At 65.4% G+C, this 17,958-nt stretch carries 20 protein-coding genes; 9 read left to right on the top strand and 11 right to left on the bottom strand.

Features of this window, described 5'->3' with window-relative positions:
* Positions 1-20: 20 nt before the first annotated feature.
* The 8 genes from lspA to purE are packed head-to-tail and all read right to left on the bottom strand — an operon-like array spanning position 21 to position 8,788.
* Positions 21-548, bottom strand: coding sequence for a signal peptidase II (gene lspA / locus ACQY80_RS05675; RefSeq protein WP_428684488.1), 528 nt, complete (start codon positions 546-548; stop codon positions 21-23).
* The gene (gene ileS / locus ACQY80_RS05670; protein WP_428684486.1) at positions 545-3,481 is read right to left on the bottom strand and encodes an isoleucine--tRNA ligase; all 2,937 of its coding nucleotides are present in this window, start codon (positions 3,479-3,481) and stop codon (positions 545-547) included. Before ileS ends, lspA begins: the two co-directional genes overlap by 4 nt.
* Before the next feature lie 49 nt (positions 3,482-3,530).
* A complete protein-coding gene (locus ACQY80_RS05665) occupies positions 3,531-4,571 on the bottom strand; it encodes a glycerophosphodiester phosphodiesterase family protein (protein WP_428684484.1) in 1,041 nt (346 codons plus the stop codon).
* Positions 4,568-5,497 (bottom strand): bifunctional riboflavin kinase/FAD synthetase, encoded by a 930-nt coding sequence (locus ACQY80_RS05660; RefSeq protein ID WP_428684482.1) that lies wholly within the window; start codon positions 5,495-5,497, stop codon positions 4,568-4,570. The genes ACQY80_RS05665 and ACQY80_RS05660 overlap by 4 nt, the downstream gene beginning before the upstream one ends.
* Positions 5,494-6,693, bottom strand: coding sequence for a dipeptidase (locus ACQY80_RS05655; protein ID WP_428684480.1), 1,200 nt, complete (start codon positions 6,691-6,693; stop codon positions 5,494-5,496). Before ACQY80_RS05655 ends, ACQY80_RS05660 begins: the two co-directional genes overlap by 4 nt.
* A gap of 13 nt (positions 6,694-6,706) precedes the next feature.
* Complete coding sequence (locus ACQY80_RS05650) at positions 6,707-7,204, bottom strand: dihydrofolate reductase (RefSeq protein WP_428684478.1); 498 nt, start codon at positions 7,202-7,204, stop codon at positions 6,707-6,709.
* Positions 7,201-8,286, bottom strand: a complete 1,086-nt coding sequence (locus ACQY80_RS05645; protein ID WP_428684476.1) for a 5-(carboxyamino)imidazole ribonucleotide synthase — start codon at positions 8,284-8,286, stop codon at positions 7,201-7,203. Before ACQY80_RS05645 ends, ACQY80_RS05650 begins: the two co-directional genes overlap by 4 nt.
* Positions 8,287-8,290: 4 nt before the next feature.
* The gene (gene purE / locus ACQY80_RS05640; RefSeq protein ID WP_428684474.1) at positions 8,291-8,788 is read right to left on the bottom strand and encodes a 5-(carboxyamino)imidazole ribonucleotide mutase; all 498 of its coding nucleotides are present in this window, start codon (positions 8,786-8,788) and stop codon (positions 8,291-8,293) included.
* A 238-nt stretch (positions 8,789-9,026) separates the two neighbouring features.
* Between purE and ACQY80_RS05635 the strand changes: the two genes are divergently transcribed.
* The 4 genes from ACQY80_RS05635 (at position 9,027) to ACQY80_RS05620 (ending at position 11,243) form a co-directional block, all read left to right on the top strand.
* Positions 9,027-9,671, top strand: a complete 645-nt coding sequence (locus tag ACQY80_RS05635; RefSeq protein ID WP_428684472.1) for a diguanylate cyclase — start codon at positions 9,027-9,029, stop codon at positions 9,669-9,671.
* A 71-nt stretch (positions 9,672-9,742) separates the two neighbouring features.
* On the top strand, positions 9,743-10,072 hold the full coding sequence (locus tag ACQY80_RS05630; RefSeq protein ID WP_428684470.1) for a hypothetical protein: 330 nt from the start codon (positions 9,743-9,745) through the stop codon (positions 10,070-10,072).
* A 44-nt stretch (positions 10,073-10,116) separates the two neighbouring features.
* Entirely contained in the window at positions 10,117-10,662 is a 546-nt protein-coding gene (locus tag ACQY80_RS05625; RefSeq protein ID WP_428684468.1) for a TMEM165/GDT1 family protein, read from the top strand.
* Between the two features lie 119 nt (positions 10,663-10,781).
* Entirely contained in the window at positions 10,782-11,243 is a 462-nt protein-coding gene (locus ACQY80_RS05620; protein WP_428684466.1) for a Dps family protein, read from the top strand.
* A gap of 80 nt (positions 11,244-11,323) precedes the next feature.
* On the opposite strand, the gene ACQY80_RS05615 is transcribed toward ACQY80_RS05620, so the two are convergent.
* Positions 11,324-12,106, bottom strand: coding sequence for a cold-shock protein (locus tag ACQY80_RS05615; RefSeq protein ID WP_428685765.1), 783 nt, complete (start codon positions 12,104-12,106; stop codon positions 11,324-11,326).
* 261 nt (positions 12,107-12,367) lie between these two features.
* Between ACQY80_RS05615 and ACQY80_RS05610 the strand changes: the two genes are divergently transcribed.
* The 5 genes from ACQY80_RS05610 to ACQY80_RS05590 all read left to right on the top strand — a co-directional run bounded on the left by ACQY80_RS05610 (position 12,368) and on the right by ACQY80_RS05590 (position 16,360).
* Positions 12,368-12,985, top strand: a complete 618-nt coding sequence (locus ACQY80_RS05610; protein WP_428684464.1) for a ribonuclease D — start codon at positions 12,368-12,370, stop codon at positions 12,983-12,985.
* A gap of 25 nt (positions 12,986-13,010) precedes the next feature.
* The gene (gene lptC, locus ACQY80_RS05605; RefSeq protein WP_428684462.1) at positions 13,011-13,652 is read left to right on the top strand and encodes an LPS export ABC transporter periplasmic protein LptC; all 642 of its coding nucleotides are present in this window, start codon (positions 13,011-13,013) and stop codon (positions 13,650-13,652) included.
* 14 nt (positions 13,653-13,666) lie between these two features.
* Complete coding sequence (locus ACQY80_RS05600) at positions 13,667-14,227, top strand: LptA/OstA family protein (RefSeq protein ID WP_428684460.1); 561 nt, start codon at positions 13,667-13,669, stop codon at positions 14,225-14,227.
* Positions 14,228-14,333: 106 nt separating this feature from the next.
* The gene (locus ACQY80_RS05595) at positions 14,334-14,486 is read left to right on the top strand and encodes a hypothetical protein (RefSeq protein ID WP_428684458.1); all 153 of its coding nucleotides are present in this window, start codon (positions 14,334-14,336) and stop codon (positions 14,484-14,486) included.
* A gap of 59 nt (positions 14,487-14,545) precedes the next feature.
* Positions 14,546-16,360, top strand: a complete 1,815-nt coding sequence (locus tag ACQY80_RS05590) for an ABCB family ABC transporter ATP-binding protein/permease (RefSeq protein ID WP_428684456.1) — start codon at positions 14,546-14,548, stop codon at positions 16,358-16,360.
* A gap of 21 nt (positions 16,361-16,381) precedes the next feature.
* Here ACQY80_RS05590 and ACQY80_RS05585 read toward each other — a convergent pair whose 3' ends face one another.
* A complete protein-coding gene (locus ACQY80_RS05585) occupies positions 16,382-16,918 on the bottom strand; it encodes a hypothetical protein (protein WP_428684454.1) in 537 nt (178 codons plus the stop codon).
* Positions 16,919-16,990: 72 nt separating this feature from the next.
* Positions 16,991-17,893 carry a LysR family transcriptional regulator gene (locus ACQY80_RS05580; RefSeq protein WP_428684452.1) on the bottom strand — a complete coding sequence of 301 codons (903 nt, stop codon included), beginning with the start codon at positions 17,891-17,893 and terminating at the stop codon, positions 16,991-16,993.
* Positions 17,894-17,958: the final 65 nt, after the last annotated feature.

The raw sequence follows: 17,958 nt of genomic DNA, 5'->3' as shown, positions 1-17,958 counted from the left end.
ATACTCCCAATTCGCCCCGTTTACCCGGCGGACGGTTTGGCGTCCGCGTTCCCGGCCTTTTCGCCCAAGAGCAGCGCGCGCGCAACCAGCAAAAGCACGCCGATCGTGATGCACGCATCGGCGACGTTGAAGATCATGAAGGGACGGAAGCCGCCGATGTGCAGATCGGCATAGTCGACGACATAGCCGAGCCGCACGCGGTCGACGATATTGCCGATCGCGCCGCCCAGAATCAGTGCGAGCGCGATCACGTCGCCCTTCGCCTTTTCGCGCGTCATCCAGAAAGCGACGGCGAGCGCGACGATCGCGGTGACCGCGACGAGCGTCCAGCGCGTGGTGTCGTTGCAGTTCGAGAACATCGACAGCGAAATGCCGCAATTCTCCGCCCAGGTGACGTTGAAGAAGGAGAAGATCCTGATCGACCCGCCGGGCTTGGCCTCGAGCGACAGCGGGACGGTGACGATCCATTTGGCGATCTGGTCGAGGATGAAGGCGACCGCCGCGACGAGGAGGCCGAAGCCGAGATGAGGAGAACGCTTGCTCATCATGCGTCCAATACCGTCTCGCAGCGATTGCACAAGCTGCCGTCCTCGGTCACCTCGGGCAGATGGCGCCAGCAACGGCCGCATTTGTGGTTTTCTGTGCGGGTGACGGTGAGCTCGTCGCCCGCGCGTGCGACCGACACGATGAACACCTCTTCGAGCGCCGCCGGATCGAGCGCCGGATCAGGGATCGTCACCTCGGCCTCAAGGCTTGAACGGATCGTCTTTTCGCGGCGATAGGGCTCGATCGCCTCGGTCACGGCTTCACGCTGAACGCGGACGCCCGCCCACTTGGTCGCGAGTGCGGCGTCATTCCATGCCGCGTCGACACTCGGCCATTCGAGGAGATGGACCGAACCGGCTTCGGGGTAACGCGTGCCCCAGACTTCCTCGGCGGTGAAGACCAGAACCGGGGTCGCGTAGCGGACGAGCGCGTGGAAGAGCACATCGAGCACGCTGCGATACGCGCGGCGCGTGTCGGTGCCGAGCGGCGCGGCGGGGCCGAGGTCGCAGTAGAGGACGTCCTTGCGGATGTCGAAATAGAAGGCCGACAGATCCTCGTTGCAGAAATCGGACAGCAGGCGCGTGTAGCTGTTGAAGTCGAAATCATCGACCGCTTGGCCCATCTTCGCGTCGAGATCGGCGAGCAGGCTGAGCATATAGCGTTCGAGTTCGGGCATCGCCGCGACGTCGGCGATGCGCTCCTCTTCCGTAAACCCGTCGAGCGCGCCGAGCAGGTAGCGGAAGGTGTTGCGGAGCTTGCGATACTGGTCGGCGACGCCCTTCAATATCTCGTCGCCGATGCGGTGGTCCTCGGTGAAGTCGACCGACAGCGCCCACAGGCGGATGATGTCGGCGCCGTTGGTTTCCATCACCTTGACCGGATCGGTCGTGTTGCCGAGCGACTTCGACTGTTTGAAGCCCTTGCTGTCCATCGTGAAGCCGTGGGTCAGGACCGCCTTGTACGGCGCCTGTCCGCGCGTGCCGCAGCTTTCGAGCAGCGACGACTGGAACCAGCCGCGATGCTGGTCGCTGCCCTCGAGATACAGGTCGGCGCTGTGCGTGCCGCCGTCGTGGCGGACGAGCGCGGGCCAGCGGCCGCTTTCGAGGACGAAGGCGTGGGTGCAGCCCGAATCGAACCAGACGTCGAGGATGTCGACGATGCGCTCGTAATCGGCGGTGTTATACGTATCGCCGAGATATTCCTGCGCGCGCGCATCGTTCCATGCGTCGACGCCGCCTTCGCGGACGGCCGCGACGATGCGGTCGTTGACGACCGGGTCGTTGAGGTACTGGCCGGTCTTGCGGTCGACGAAGAGCGTGATCGGCACGCCCCATGCGCGCTGGCGGCTGAGCACCCAGTCGGGACGGCCCTCGACCATCGACCCGATGCGGTTGCGGCCCTTGGCGGGGACGAAGCGCGTGTCGTCGATCGCCTGCATCGCCGCCTGCCGCAAGGTCGGCGCGTCGCAGAGATCCTCTTCATGCGGGTTGATCGCGCCGCCCTCATTCTCCCAGCGCTTTTCGCGCGGGGTCTTGGGTTCGATGTGCGTCATGACCTTGTCCATCGGCACGAACCATTGCGGGGTGCAGCGATAGATGACCTTGGCCTTCGAGCGCCAGCTGTGCGGATAGCTGTGCTTGTAATCGGCGCTGGCGGCGAGCAGCGCGCCGGCTTCGCGGAGGTCCGAACAGATCGGGCCGTCGGGGGCGTTGAACTTGGGGTTGATGACCGAGCCTTGTCCGCCGAGCCAGCCCCAGTCGGCGCGGTACTTGCCGTCGCCCTCGACCGCGAAAACGGGGTCGATGCCGTTCGCCTTGCAGAGGTCGAAGTCGTCCTCGCCATGGTCGGGCGACATATGGACGAGCCCGGTGCCGCTGTCGGTGGTGACGAAATCGCCCGCGAGGAAGGGACGCGGGCGCGCGAAGAAGCCGCCGAGCGCGTGCATCGGGTGGCGGGCGATGGTGCCTGCGAGGTCGGAGCCTTTAACGACCTCCCACTCGCCTTCATGGGACGAAAAGATGCCGCGATGCTGATCTCCACACCGCTTCATAAAGTCGGCGGCGAGCGGCTCGGCAACCAGATATGTGTTTACGGTTCCTCCTTCGGGAATGAGGACGTAGTTCACATCGGGACCATAGGCCAAAGCTTGGTTCACCGGGATTGTCCAGGGCGTGGTCGTCCAGATTACGGCAAAGGTTTTGAGGTGTCCTTTGTCGAGCAAGGCTTGGATCGCAGGCGACTTGGTTTCTACGATCTCGAACGCGACATCGATTTGCGTCGAGACGATATCCTCATATTCGACCTCGGCCTCGGCGAGCGCGGTCTTTTCGACTGGCGACCACATCACCGGCTTGGCGCCGCGATAGAGCATGTCGTTGGCGGCGAACTTCAGCAGTTCGCGCACGATCGTCGCCTCGGCCTCATAATCCATCGTCAGATACGGATGGTCCCAGTCGCCGCCGATGCCGAGGCGCTTCAGCTGCTCGCGCTGGGTGTCGACCCAATGCTGCGCATAGGCGCGGCATTCGGCGCGGAATTCCTCGACCGGAACCTCGTCCTTGTTCAGCTTCTTCTTGCGATACTGCTCCTCGACTTTCCACTCGATGGGCAGGCCGTGGCAGTCCCAGCCGGGCACATATGGCGCGTCCTTGCCCTTCAGCGTCTGGGTGCGGACGACCATGTCTTTCAGGATATGGTTGAGCGCATGGCCGATGTGCATGTCGCCGTTGGCATAGGGCGGGCCGTCGTGGAGGATGAACTGCTCGCGGCCCTTGCGGCTTTCGCGAATCTGGGCCTCGAGATCGCCCGCGATCCATTTGGCGAGAATCTGCGGCTCCTTCTGCGGCAGGCCGGCCTTCATCGGGAAGTCGGTCTTGGGCAGGAAGACGGTGTCGCGGTAATCGCGCTGTTCGGCGGCGGGCGTGCTCTCGGTCATGGGCGGCCGCTTAGCGCAGATTCGCGTAGGAGCAAACCTTCGGCTGCGGCTATTTCTGACGCGGGCGGAGGGCCGGGCCGACGGCGCGGATGTCTTCGACCCAGATATAGCCATTGAAGCTGGCGGGCACTTTGGCGAGTTGCTGCGGCGTCGTCAGACCCTCGTTCGACTTGCCGCTTTCATAGGGGCCGAGGACAATCACGCGCGCGCCGACGCCGTCCATCCGCTGGATCAGCCGGTCGGGCCAGCCCCAGAAGGCCCATTGATAGTTGACCGGGATCGCGATCACGCCGTTCCGGCAGCTTTCGGGAACGATGCCGGTCCAGCCGTAGAGAACATAGTCCTTGGTGCAGGCCTTCGTCTCGCGCTTCAGATCGAACGACCAGTTGTGGGGCAGCAGCTGCCGCATCCGCTTCACCGGCGCGCCGTCGCCGTAGAAGGCATCGCCGATTTTCGCGCTGTCGCGGCCGGCGGCTTTCAGAATCGCGAAAAGCTGGTCGGCTTCGGCCGGATTGCGCGACTTGAAGTTGAAGAGGATGGGGTGGACGGGGAGCGCCGCGAGGCCTTCCTCGACGGTCGGCATCTTGCCGATGCCCTTGCCGCGCAAGGGGAAGGTCTTGCCGCCGTCGGCGGTGTAGCCATAGCCGATGTCGAGCGCCTTGAGCTGTGCCAGGGTGAGGTCGCGCGTCTCGCCATGGCCGTCGGTGCGGCAGTCGACGGTCCAGTCGTGGAACAGGACCATGCGGCCGTCCTTCGTCGGCGACACGTCGACCTCGACCATGTTAGCGCCCAGCCCGACCGCCCAGCGCATCGAATCGGGGGTATTCTCGAACACCTGATGATCGGGCGGCCGGGCGTGCGCGGCGGTGCAGGTGTCGCGGCCCTTCGCGGCGCGCTTGTCATAGAGGTGATAGACGCCGCGGTGCGCGATCAGCTTCGGCTTGCCTTCGGGTGAGGGCGCCAGGAAGCTGGCGTTGCTGAGGGTGAGCCAGGCGACGAGCGCGGCGAAGAGCCAGAGTGCGATTTTGGTGCCGCGACGCATCGGCTTTTTCGGTGGGCCTTCGAGCGCGGTGGCCCAGTCGTCGGTCACAGACGCGCCAGCAATGCGCGCGCCTCGTCGCAGTCGGCGGCAATCTGCGCCATCAGAGCGTCCATGCTGTCGAACTTCGCCTCGGGGCGAATGAAGGCGTGGAAGGCGACGTCGATTTCCTGCCCGTAGAGGTCTTCGGCGAAGTCGAAGAAATGCGGTTCGAGCAATTCCTTGGGCGGGTCGAAGCTGGGGCGGATGCCGAGGTTTGCCGCGCCCTTGAGCACGCGGCCGTCAGGCAGTCGGCCGGTGACGGCATAGATGCCGTAGCGCGGGCGCAGATAATGGCCCATCTCGAGGTTCGCGGTCGGGAAGCCGAGCAGGCGGCCGTTTTTGTCGCCGTGCTGGACGACATTACGGACGGTGAAGGGGCGGGTGAGGAGACGCGTCGCGGTCGCGCAGTCCCCCGCCCGCAAGGCGTCGCGGATGCGGCTCGACGAGATGACTTCCGCCGCGTCGTCGACGGGGGCGACCATCTCGGTAAAGAAACCGAGGCGGCGGGCATGATCGGCGAGCGTGACGACATCGCCGCCGCGGCCCTTGCCGAAAACGAAGTCGGCGCCGGTGACGACGCCGGCCGCGCCATAGCGATCGAGCAGCAGTTCGGTGATGAAATCCTCGGCCGTCGTCGCCGCGAGCGCGGCGTCGAAGGGAAGGACCAGCATCGCATCGGCGCCCGCCGCGCCGAACAGCTCGATCCGCTGCGCGAGCGTGGTCAGCCGGAAGGGCGGCACGTCGGGCTTGAAGAAGCGGACCGGATGCGGGTCGAAGGTCGCGACGATCGCCGGGCGGCCCTCGTCCTTCGCGTGGCGCACCGCGCGGCCGACGACCGCCTGATGCCCGGCGTGAAAGCCGTCGAAATTGCCGAGCGCGATCACCCCGCCGCGCAGGTCGCCCTCGATCCGTAGATGGCCGTCGAGGCGGATCATTTTGCCGGCATGGCAGAGGCGGCGGGTGCCATCGGGGCGATGCCGGCGCGCAGGACGCGGATCGCATTGCCACCCATCGCGGCGCGGATCTCGTCGTCGGTGAAGCCCGCCTCGATAAGCGCCTCGGTCACCTGCACCAGCTTCGAGGTGTCGAAGCGCACCGTCGTGGCGCCGTCGTAATCGCTGCCGAGCGCGACATGCTGGATGCCGACGAGGTCGCGGACATGCTTCATCGCCTTTGCGACGCTGGCGGGCGAGGTGTCGCACACCGCCGCGTCCCAATAGCCGATGCCGATCACGCCGCCGGTCGCCGCGACGCCGCGGATCTCGTCGTCGGTGAGGTTGCGGTTGACCTTGCACGTCGCCTGCACCCCGCCATGGCTGGAGACGACGGGGCGGCGCGCGACCTTGAAGATATCGGCGACGCAGGCGTGGCTGCAATGCGCGATGTCGACGATCATGCCCTTCGCTTCCATCCGCGCGACCACCTCGCGGCCGAGCGGGGTCAGGCCGCCCTTCTTAAGGCCGTGCATCGATCCGGCGAACTCATTGTCGAAGAAATGGGTGATCCCCGCCATGCGGATGCCGGCGGCGTAGAGCTTGCCCAGATTGTCGATCCGGCCTTCGAGATTGTGGAGCCCCTCGACGCTCATCATCGCGCCGACGGGCGGCGGCGTCTTCGTCTTGCGCGCCGCGAGCAGCGCGTCGAGTTCGGCCGGGGTTGCAACCGCCACGAGCTTGCCCGCCGAGGCGGCGGCGGCGCGGTGCAGCTTTTCGGCGTGCCAGAGCGAGCGTTCGAGCAGCGAGTTCCATGTCCGCACCGGCTGAAGCTGGGCGACGACGAGGCTGGTAATATTGTCGGTGTCGCCGCTGTTCGCGTCGTAATTCTGGCCCTTGGGCGATTTGGTCGTGCTCGACAATATTTGCAGCGCGACATTGCCTTCTTCGAGGCGCGGCAGGTCCATATGGCCGCGATCGGCGCGGTCAAGGAAGTTGCGGCTCCACAGCAGGCTGTCGCTGTGCAGATCGACGATCACGAGCGACTTGTGGAGCGTCTTTGCATGATCGCTGACCGTGAGCAGCGGTTTGCCGTCGATCTTGTTCGTGCCGCGCTCGACGATGCCTGGCGCGAAGATGAAGAAAGCTGCGGCTGCAACCAGCAGCAGCGCGACGATGCCGATCAGCCAGCGACGCATCTTTTCTCTCCCCTTATCCCGCTTTGCGGGTGAATGTGACGAAGCTGTAGGCGGGGCGACCGGCGTCGTCGGCCGGATAATCCTCGCGCGCGACCTCGCGCCAGTCGGCGGGGTCGGGGTAACCGATCACGGCGTCGCCCTGCGGCTCCAGCGCCACCTCGGTCAGTTCGATCCGGGTCGCGAGCGGCAGGAAAAGGTTATGGATTTCGGCGCCGCCGATCACCATCACCTGCGGCGCATTGGCGAGCTTCAGGGCCTCTTCGATGCTCTCGACGGACTCTGCGCCCTCCTCCTGCCATTCGGTGTCGCGGGTGAGGACGATGTGCCGGCGCCCTTCGAGGATCGCGGGCAGGCTGTCGAAGGTCTTGCGCCCCATGATCATCGGCCGGCCCATGGTGAGCTGTTTGAAGCGGCGAAGATCGGCGGGGAGGTGCCAGGGCATCTTGCCGTCGGCACCGATCACGCCATTGGCCGCGCGCGCGAGAATCATTGTGATGTCGGGGCGATTCATGCGGGAGAGGCTCCGGGCGCTGCACCCGCCCATGTGGCGTGGCCGAGTTTGCGGCCTTCGCGGACTTCGGTCTTGCTGTAATGGTGGACGTGACAATTTTCGTCGGCGAGCAAATCGGGAATCGCCGCGATCTGGTCGCCGATCAGGTTGCGCATCACGACGGGCAGCGCGCGGGTTGCGGTGCTGCCGAGCGGCAGGCCGGCGATGGCGCGGATGTGGTTTTCGAACTGGCTGGCAACCGCACCCTCGATCGTCCAGTGGCCGCTGTTATGGACGCGCGGCGCCATTTCGTTGAATATGGGACCATTATCCGTTGCGAAAAATTCGCCAGTGAGGACGCCGACATAGTCGAGCGCGTCGGCGATTCCGGCCATCATCGCGCGCGCTTCGTCCTGTTGCGCCGACACGATGGCGGGCGGTGGCAGGCTGGCGGTCGCGAGGATGCCGCCCTCGTGCACGTTGACCGTCGAATCCCAATAGCGGATCTCGCCATCGATGCCGCGGACGAGGATCACCGAAAATTCATGCTCGAACGCGACGAAGCCTTCGAGGATCGCGGCGTGGCGACCGATCGTCTCCCACGCCGTATCGGCGTCCGCGGCAGAGGCGAGACGTGCCTGGCCCTTGCCGTCATAGCCCATGCGCACGGTCTTGAGGATCGCCGGCGCGCCGATCCCGGCCAGTGCGATGTCGAGCGCGGCGCGGTCGGGGACGGCTGCGAAGGGCGCGGTGCGGCCGCCAAGAGCGGCGACGAAATTCTTTTCGGCAAGCCGGTCCTGCGCGATTTCGAGTGCGCGGGCGCCGGGGTGGATGGCGACATGGCCCGACAGGAAACGGACGGTGTCGACGGGAACATTTTCGAACTCGAAGGTCACGATGTCGCACGCGGCGGCAAAGGCGGCGAGGCGCGGCTCGTCGTCCCACGCGGCCTGACTATGGTGCGCGGTGACTTCCGCCGCGACACTCTCGGCATCGGGCGCGTAGATATGGACCTTGTAGCCGAGCTGCGCGGCAGCGATCGCGAGCATGCGGCCGAGCTGGCCGCCGCCGAGGATACCGATTGTCGAACCCGGTGGCAGCAAGGGGTCAGCCCTCGCGGACGGGCGTCGGGGCGACGCTGTCGGTCTGCTTCACGCGCCAGGCGTCGAGCTTCGTCGCCAGACCGGTGTCGTTGTTGGCGAGCAAAGCGGCGGCGAACAGTCCGGCGTTGGTTGCGCCCGCCTTGCCGATCGCAAAGGTCGCGACCGGGATGCCGCCGGGCATCTGGACGATCGAATAGAGGCTGTCGACGCCGCTGAGCGCCGCCGACTGGACCGGGACGCCGAGAACGGGAACCCGCGTCATCGATGCAACCATGCCGGGCAGGTGCGCGGCGCCGCCGGCGCCTGCGATGATGGCTTTCAGCCCGCGCGTCGCGGCGCTCTTCGCATAGTCGACGAGCCGGTCGGGGGTGCGGTGCGCCGAGACGATATGGACTTCGTGCGCAATGCCGAATTCCTCGAGAATCTGGACCGCATGCGCCATCGTCGGCCAGTCGGACTGGCTGCCCATGATCACGCCCACTTGCGGGGCTGCGTCGCCCATCTTTCACCCTCCTGCCCGGCCGGCGACCGGTGAATCGCCGCCGACCCTCCCCCTAGAGCCTGCTTCCTCCAGATGGAAGCAGGCTTTCGCTTGTCCCGCGACGGGGCAGGTCTCGCGCCGGACGATGCATTTCGGCGCGCGCGTTTACCGATTGGTATCAAGTCCTGTCTAACGTTCCGCCCTGTGTAGCCGTCGGCAATCCGGCCGGCGGGGTGTCGAGGGCTCTCGGGGACTGAGAATGGATATCGCAGGGGGGGCACGGATCGCGGTCGACCGGACCGGCTTTGCATCCGTTGACTCCATTGAGGACCAGCTGCGCGAACTGCGCAGGGAGCGCGACGCCTTGCGCCGCGAGAACCGCATCCTGAAGATTGCGGTGACCGAGCTCGAGCGCGTCTCCGAGCGCGACACGCTGACCCCTCTGTTCAACCGCCGCTATTTCCTGACCGCGATCCACCAGCGGCTCGCGCGCTTCGAGCGTCATGCCGAGACGGCTGCGGTGGTGTTCATCGACGTCAACCAGCTCAAATTTATCAACGACAGTTTCGGTCACGCGGCAGGCGACTTCGCGCTGATGGAGATCGCCAAGCGGCTCGACGAATCGATCCGCGCGACCGATGTCGCGGCGCGGATCGGGGGCGATGAATTCGGGCTGATCCTGGACCAGTCGAGCGAGGATGGCGCGCGGGTTCAGGTCAACCGGTTGCGCCATGTATTGAGCGCGACGCCGGCGGTCTATGACGGGCACGATATCGCGCTGTCGGCGTGCTTCGGGATCGCGATGCTGATGGCCGGCGCGACCGAGTCCGAAATCCTCGCGGCGGCCGACCGCGACATGTATCTCATGAAACAGCAGCAGCCGGGATTGGCCGGCCAGCGCTGATAGTGACCGGCTAACCGGTCGTTAACCATATGGGCGCATCCTGGGCTCTCAGGGACATGAGGGGGCGGACGATGGCAATCCATACCGACCATTTTCAGGACATTCAGAACCGCATCAGCGGCCAGATCGGTGCGCTGGCCGAGGCGCTGCCGCATTGCGCGCTGACGCAGATCGTGCAGGGGATCGACGATATCCGCTGTCTCGCACGCGACAATGGTTTCGGCGCGGTCGAGACCCTCGCGAGCCGGCTTGAATCGGCGGTTGCCGCGGGCGGCTATCGGGCGGCGATCCTGACCTATCTCGATGCGATGAGCGACGCGGTCGCGGTGCCGCGCGGGCCGCTGCCGGCCGCCGCGCAGGAAGCGTGGCTCGCATCGGTCGCCATGCGCCTCGGCCATTGACGCCGCCGCGCTGACGTCGCAGGCCGTCAGTCATGGACGCGATCATGCTTGCCCTTGTGGCGGTTGCCCTGGCCAATGCCGACGGGCGCACGGGAGTTTTTCTTTCCGGTCTCTTGAGCGTACGCCGCGACCGGCGGGTCGTGACCGTCATCGTCTTCGGTGCGTTTCTGGCGAATGCGCTGGTCGCCGCGGCGTTTGGCGCAGCGGCGAACCGTTTGATCGGGCAGGGCGTCGTCGCGCTGCTGGTGGCAATGGCGATGCTCTCCGCTGCGGTCGCGCTGCTGTGGCGGATGCGTCCGATCGGCGCAAACGTCGCCGAGGCGTCGCCAGCAGTGTTGGCGGGCCGGATGCTCGCCGCACAGTTCGGTGACCGCAGCCATTTCCTGATCGGCGCGCTCGCGGCGACGAGCGGCGCGGGGCTCTGGGCGGCCGCAGGCGGGATGGTCGGCTGGGTGGTCGCGATGCTGCCTTTCCTCGCCTTCGGGCCCGCGCTAGCCGAACGGCGCTCGGCGCGGTTTATCCGCTGGGCAAGCGCGGCGATTCTGGCCTTGTGGGGCATCCGCACCGCGATGGGTGCGTTCGGCTTATAGGGGGAATCGTTCAACAGGGCGCCTGTCATCGCTTTTGTCGATGATAGCGACCAAATGGTTCAATGGGCGCCGGCGCTGTTCGCCTCCTATATCGCGGGGGCAACAGAAAGGATGCTCCCATGTCCGACACATCGAACAACCAGCCTGCCGTCGCCGATGCGCTCAACGCGCTGCTCGCCGACAGTTTTGCGCTCTATCTCAAGACCAAGAATTACCACTGGCACGTCCAGGGACCGCATTTTTGCGAACTGCACCTGCTGTTCGACGAGCAGGCCACGCAGATCCTTGCGACGACCGACCTGATCGCCGAGCGCGTGCGCAAGAACGGCGCGGCGACGCTGCGTTCGATCGGTGACGTCGCGCGCCGCCAGTCGATCCGTGACGATGACGCGGCTTCGGTGAAGGCCGATGCGATGGTGCAGTCGCTCGCCGCCGACAACCGGGCGCTGCTCGCGCAGATCAAGGAGGTGAAGGCTGCAGCCGAGGCTGACGGCGATATCGCGACGAGCGGACTGGTCGACGGCTGGGCCGACGAAACGCAGCAGCGGATCTGGTTCCTCGAGGCTACGCTGGGGTATTGAAGTCCGTCTGGCGGATGCTGGTGCCGTAAAGCAAAAAGGGCGCCCGAGGACGCCCTTTTCTTTTCAGCGAAGCGGTTCGCTTATTCCGGCTGCAGGTTCACGGCCGCAAACTTGCCGCGATCGTCGACCTCGATGTCGAAAGCGACGCGGTCGCCCTCGTTGAGGCCGGCCATGCCGGCGCGCTGCAGAGCGCTGATGTGAACGAAGGCATCGGCCTGTCCGTCATCGCGGGCGATAAAGCCGAAGCCCTTCGTCGTGTTGAAGAACTTCACCGTGCCCGAGGTGCGTTCACCGGTCAGCTGACGACGGCCGCGAGCGCCGCCGGGCGCCGGACGGTCACCGCGGTCATCGCGGCGCGGAGCGAATTCCTCGACCGGCATCGGTTCGCCTTCGATCTTCAGATCGATCGCCGACACCTTGCCGTTGCGTTCGACGAGCGTGAAGCCCATCGGCTGGCCCGAGGCGAGACCCTGAAGGCCGGCCTGTTCGACCGCGCTGATGTGCACGAACACGTCTTCGCCGCCATCGTCACGCGCGACGAAGCCGAAGCCCTTTGCCGCGTTGAAGAACTTTACCGTGCCATTGCCTTCGCCGACGACCTGCGCGGGCATGCCGCCGCCACGTCCGCCGCCAAAGCCACCACGATCGCCGCCGCCGAAGCCACCGCCACGATCGCCGCCGCCGAAGCCACCGCCGCGCTCGCCACCGCCGAAACCGCCGCCACGGTCATTGCCGCCGAAGCCGCCACGTCCGCCGCCGTAGCTGTCGCCGCCATAGGGTGCAGGTTCGAAGCTGTCGAAATTGCCGAAATCATCGCGCTTGCCGCGTCCGCGCGGGCCGCGCCGATCCTTGTTGAAACTCATAGTCTGATAGTCGCTTTCGGTCGTCCACACCCCATTTACCCGGCTCCTTGCGCCGGACGGGGACGCAGTTCGCCACGGGCACGGACTCGCCCCGTGCCACAAACAGCGCAAGATATAACCTAATTATCCACAGCTGCGAACAGAAAATTTCAGGAAAGCGATGCAGAATTTTGCACGCTTTACCGCAGGCTCGCGCGGGCTTTGCGGCGTTGGCGAATCCAGTCATTGAGCGGCAAGCCCGCTTGGCCTAAGGCGAGAGCCATGAGCATCTATTTCCACGAAGAAGATCTGCCCGAAGGCGCGCTGGGTCCGGGCGCCGTTGCGGTGGACACCGAGACCATGGGTCTCAACCCGCTGCGCGACCGCCTGTGCGTCGTTCAGATCAGCGACGGATCGGGCGACGAGCATCTCGTTCGCTTCAAACCCGGCAGCCCCTATGACGCGCCGGTTTTGAAGGCCGTTCTGGCAGATCCCAACCGGTTGAAAATATTCCATTTTGCTCGTTTCGACATTGCCGCGATCCAGCAGGCAATGGGAATTGTGACGGCGCCCGTCTATTGCACCAAGATCGCCTCGAAACTGGTTCGCACCTATACCGACCGCCACGGTCTGAAGGAGTTGGTGCGCGAACTTCTGGGGCAGGACGTGTCGAAGCAGCAGCAGTCGAGCGACTGGGGCGCGGCGGAACTTTCGGACGCGCAGCGCGATTATGCGGCGAGCGATGTGCGCTTCCTGCATGCGATGAAAGAGGTGCTCGACGTCCGGCTGGCGCGCGAGGGGCGTACCGGCCTTGCGCAATCCTGTTTCGATTTCCTGCCGACGCGCGCGGCGCTCGACCTCGCGGGCTGGCCCGAGGTCGATATCTTCGCGCACACCTGAACCGAGAGTGATTCGCAGCTAGACCATGTCCGAACGCGCTGACCATGATCGCACGATGCGCCGCCTGTGGGCCGCGAGCGGGTCGAGCCACGACCGGATCGTCCGCACCCTGCGCTATGGCCTGCCGCTGGTGATTGGTGTCGTGGCGGCGGTGCTCGTCTTTTCACCCTTCACCCAGCGAACCGAAATCAGCTTCCTGCTGGCCAAGGACAAGGTCCAGATGGCACAGGAGCGGATGAAGGTGACGCGCGCTGAATATCGCGGCCAGGATTCGAAAGGGCAGCCCTTTGCTCTGCTCGCGGGCAGCGCGGTGCAGAAGAGTTCGGCCGAGCCGATTGTGCGGATGCAGCAACTGTCGGGCGCGATCCGCCTGAAGGACGGCCCCGCAACGATCGCGGCGGCTGAGGGGCAATATAATATGAACACCGAGAAAGTGTCGGTCCCCGGCACGGTCAAGGTGCGCAGCGCCGACGGCTATGCCATCGATGCGAGCAATGTCGCGATCGACCTCAAGAGCCGCAGCCTCGCCGGGACCGGCGGCGTCAACGGCGCATTGAACATCGGCCGGTTTTCGGCCAACCAGCTGTCGGCCGACCTCGACCAGCGCGTGGTGCGCCTGTCAGGCAATGCGAAGCTCAGGATCAACCAGGGAGCGTTGAAGAAATGATGGGGCTTTGGACAATGAAGAGCGTCGCACTGGCAGGGGCCGGTTTCGCCTTCACCAGCCTGGCGATCCTCGCGACCGGCAGCGGCGGCACGCCCGCGCAGGCACAGGCGCTCGCCAACCATAACAGCAATGCGCCGGTCGATTTCGACGCGGGCAGCATCGAGGTGCAGGATCGCTCCGACCGCGTCGTGCTGTCGGGCGGAGTGACGGTCACGCAGGCGGGGCTGACGGTCCGCGCGCCGCGGATGACCGTCGCCTATACGCGGGCCGGCGGCACCGACGTCAACCGGCTCGACGCGACCGGCGGCGTGACGGTGAACAAGGGCGACGAGACCGCGAAGGGCAATGTCGCGATCTATGACCTCGACAAAAGGCTGATCACCATGGTCGGCAACGTCCAGTTGCAGCAGGGCGGCAATCATCTGACCGGTGGCCGGCTGGTGATCGACCTCAACAGCGGCCGCGCGACGGTCGACGGACGCGGCGCCGCGCGCGGCCCCGACGGCAATCCGGTTACGGGCGGCACGAACGGACGCGTCACGGGCACCTTCTCGGTTCCGCAAAGGAAGCAGTAACCATAGCTTTTAGTCTTTGGGTAAGGCCCGGCGCGCGAGGATCGCTGCGGGGACCAGACCCTATGCGGTGCCGGGGGGCGGCCGCGACAAGCAAGGCGTGCCCCCGATGCGTTATTCCCCCATGCTTCCCGTCCGGCGCCCGATGTTCGGCCGCCGCAAACCCGACGACATGCTGATCGAACCCACCGAGCCGACGAGCGAGGAACGGCGCCTGATCGACCGGATCATCCGCCATGTGGGAATATCGAAGGGACGCTGAGCCCCACCGCAACCGTTGCAGGTTGGCGTCGGGCCTGATCGCTCCTACATGGGGCGCGCATGCCGCCTGATACTTCCACCACCATCGACAAGCGCAGCGAGCCGCCGATCCTGGCGACGCTCGGGCGCTTCATGCCCTATCTGTGGCCCGCGGGGCAGACGGGGGCGAAGGTTCGTATCGTCCTCGCGGCGCTGATCGTGCTCGCGTCGAAGGGCGTGCAGATCTCGATGGGCTTTCTCTATGGCGCCGCGATCGACCGCATGGCGCCGGGAATGGAACAGGGCGTCGCGCTCGCGATCGGGCTGGTGCTTGCCTATGCCGGCGCGCGCTTTGCCGGGGTGCTGTTCGACAATCTGCGCAACGTGGTGTTCGAGCGGGTCGGGCAGGATGCGACGCGCGAACTGGCGATTGCGACCTTTACCCATCTCCACGCGCTGAGCCTGCGCTTTCACCTCGCACGGCGGACGGGCGAGGTCACCAAGGTGATCGAGCGCGGCACCAAGAGCATCGACACGATGCTTTATTTCCTGCTCTTCAACATCGCGCCGACCCTGATCGAACTGGTCGCGGTGATCGCGATCTTCTGGACCAAGTTCAGCGCCGGGCTGGCGGGTGCGACCGCGCTGATGGTGATCGTCTACATCATCTTCACGCGCAAGGTGACCGACTGGCGCACCGCGCTCCGCACCCGGATGAACGATCTCGACACTTTGACCGTCGGGCGCAGCGTCGACAGCCTGCTGAATTACGAGACGGTCAAATATTTCGGCGCCGAGGAGCGCGAGGCTGCGCGGTATCGCGATGTCGCCGATCAATATGCGCGCGCCGCGGTGAAGAGCGAGAACAGCCTCGCATGGCTTAACGTCGGACAGAGCTTCATCACCAACGCCGCGATGGCGGGGGCGATGGCGTACACCGTCTGGGGCTGGTCGATCGGGGAGTATAAGGTCGGCGACGTGGTGCTGGTGAACACGCTGCTCGCGCAGCTGTTCCGCCCGCTCGACCTGCTCGGCATGGTCTATCGCACGATCCGTCAGGGGCTGATCGACATGGAGGCGATGTTCCGCCTGATCGACACCCCGTCGGAGATCAGCGACGCGCCGGGCGCGCCGGCGCTGGCGGTGAACGGCGGCGCGGTAACGTTCGAGAATATCGTCTTTGGCTACGAACCCGACCGCACGATCCTGAACGGGGTGAGCTTTGCGGTCGGCGCGGGCGAGACGCTGGCAATCGTCGGGCCCTCGGGCGCGGGCAAGTCGACGATCGCGCGGCTGCTGTTCCGTTTCTATGATCCGCAGGGCGGCCGCGTGCTGATCGACGGACAGGATATCAAGGCGGTGACGCAGAAAAGCCTGCGCGGCGAGATCGGTATCGTCCCGCAGGACACGGTGCTCTTCAATGACAGCATCGGCTATAATATCGCCTATGGCCGCGCCGATGCGAGCGTCGGGGAAATTGCCGACGCCGCGAAGGGCGCCGCGATTGACGGCTTCATCGCGATATTGCCGCAAGGCTATGAGACCGAGGTCGGCGAGCGCGGGCTGAAGCTGTCGGGCGGCGAGAAGCAGCGCGTCGCGATCGCGCGCACGTTGCTCAAGAATCCGCCGATCCTGATCCTCGACGAAGCGACGAGCGCGCTCGACAGCCGCACCGAGGCGGCGATTCAGGACACGCTCGAACGCATCGCCGAGCGCCGCACGACCCTGGTGATCGCGCACCGCCTGTCGACGGTGGTCAACGCCGACCGGATCATCGTGCTGGAAAAGGGCCGCGTCGCCGAAACGGGGACGCACGACCAGTTGCTCGCGATGCGCGGGCTCTATGCCGACATGTGGGCGCGGCAGCAGGCGGAGCGGGAAGAGGGGACGGTTTAGGGGATCGCCGCTAGCGACCGTTTATGGACGTTCTATGCTACGTCTTGCTTCATACGTTTTTGCTGCGAGCGGATCGACGACATAGCCATTTGGCGTGCGAACCAAATCACTGGCCAGTGGGATGCTGCCGTTCGGCATGATCGGAAGCGAGGCTGTTTCCGGCCAACCATCTTGGATCGCTGGCATTAGCGACGCCCGGAACTGGCTCGACTGAACCGGGTCTTGTCCGCGCGAGAAAGAAATCCACACTCGTCCTAGCCGGTCTTGGAAATCCATCGCCGAAGCAATCGGTTCGTCGTCATCTTTCCCGCGCCAAACGGTCGCACTAAATGTTTGAGGCGACACTTCGGACGCCACCCTTAATTCGTCGTTGGTGGCTGCATCGACATGGAAGCCAGCAGCCTCGGCTTTCTCGGTCAGGAGCGCGAGGAAGTGGCGCTTGTCGGAAGCCGTGGGCAGAGGAACTTCGTAAGCTGCAACTGTGTCTGCTGACTTCGGCTGCTCTACAACGCCGCAGGCGGCGCATACGAGCAGCAAGATCGGGGCGACACGTAACATCACGTCACGATTGGCTTCTTAATCTGTCAAGTCAACGTCCGCTTCCCACCCCTGAGCTGCCAACTCGGCGGACTAATCGGTCTCCCAATAAGGCGGATCGCCGAACGCTTCCTTCAGATGATCCCTCAGCGCCCGCAGCTTTGCCGACGGGTCGCGGCCCTGCGAGTGGGCCATGTAGATCCACTCGTCGTCGGGTGCGAGGTCGAGAGGGATAGGGACGATCTTGCCGGCCTTGATCGCGGGGCCGGCGATGAAGGCAGGGAGCATCGCGATGCCGAGACCCGCGGCGACCGCGTCGCGGATCATGTCGCCATTGTTGACGCCGAGCGCCTGCCTTGCCTGAATCGTGACCGGGCCGTTTTCGGTGCGGAAGTGCCAGTCGCTCGCGCCGCGGTTGGTGTAGAAGATACCGCGGTGACCCTGCAGATCCTGAAGACAGGCCGGCGTGCCATGCTCGGCCAGATAGCCGGCGGACGCGGTCAGGATGCGGCGGCTCTTCGCGAGTTTCCAGACGACGAGCCGCGTGTCGTCGATCACGCCCTGCCGGATGATCGCGTCATGACCGCTCGACGCGACGTCGATGCGGCGGTCGTCGAGGTCGAGCGTCAGCTGAATGTCGGGATGGCTCTTGAGGAAGGGATAGAGCGCGGGGCCGAGGTGCATATGGCCGAAGGTAACCGGCGCGGCGATGCGCAGCGGGCCTGCGAGCGTGCCGCGGCGCTCGGCGATGTCGGCGGCGGCTTCGGTGACGTCGCGGGTGATCCGCTGCGCGCGAGGCAGGAAAGCGGTACCGTCCTCGGTCAGGCTGAGCCGGCGCGTGGTGCGGTGAAGCAGCGCGCTCCCCAGCGAGCGTTCGAGTTCGGCGAGGCGTTCGCTGACCACCGATTTCGACAGACGAAGCTGGCGCGCGGCGCCGCTGATCGAACCTTGCTCGACCGTCGCGACGAATGCGGCGATGCCCTCGATACGGATCATTGTTCGGCAATTCCGAATTATAGAAACAAGAACTGCCGTCTATTCCGAACGGCAATCAAAGTCCA

The sequence above is a fragment of the Sphingopyxis sp. genome (genome assembly GCF_965279755.1).
GTDB lineage: Bacteria > Pseudomonadota > Alphaproteobacteria > Sphingomonadales > Sphingomonadaceae > Sphingopyxis.
This window is presented reverse-complemented; position numbering and strand designations above follow the sequence as displayed.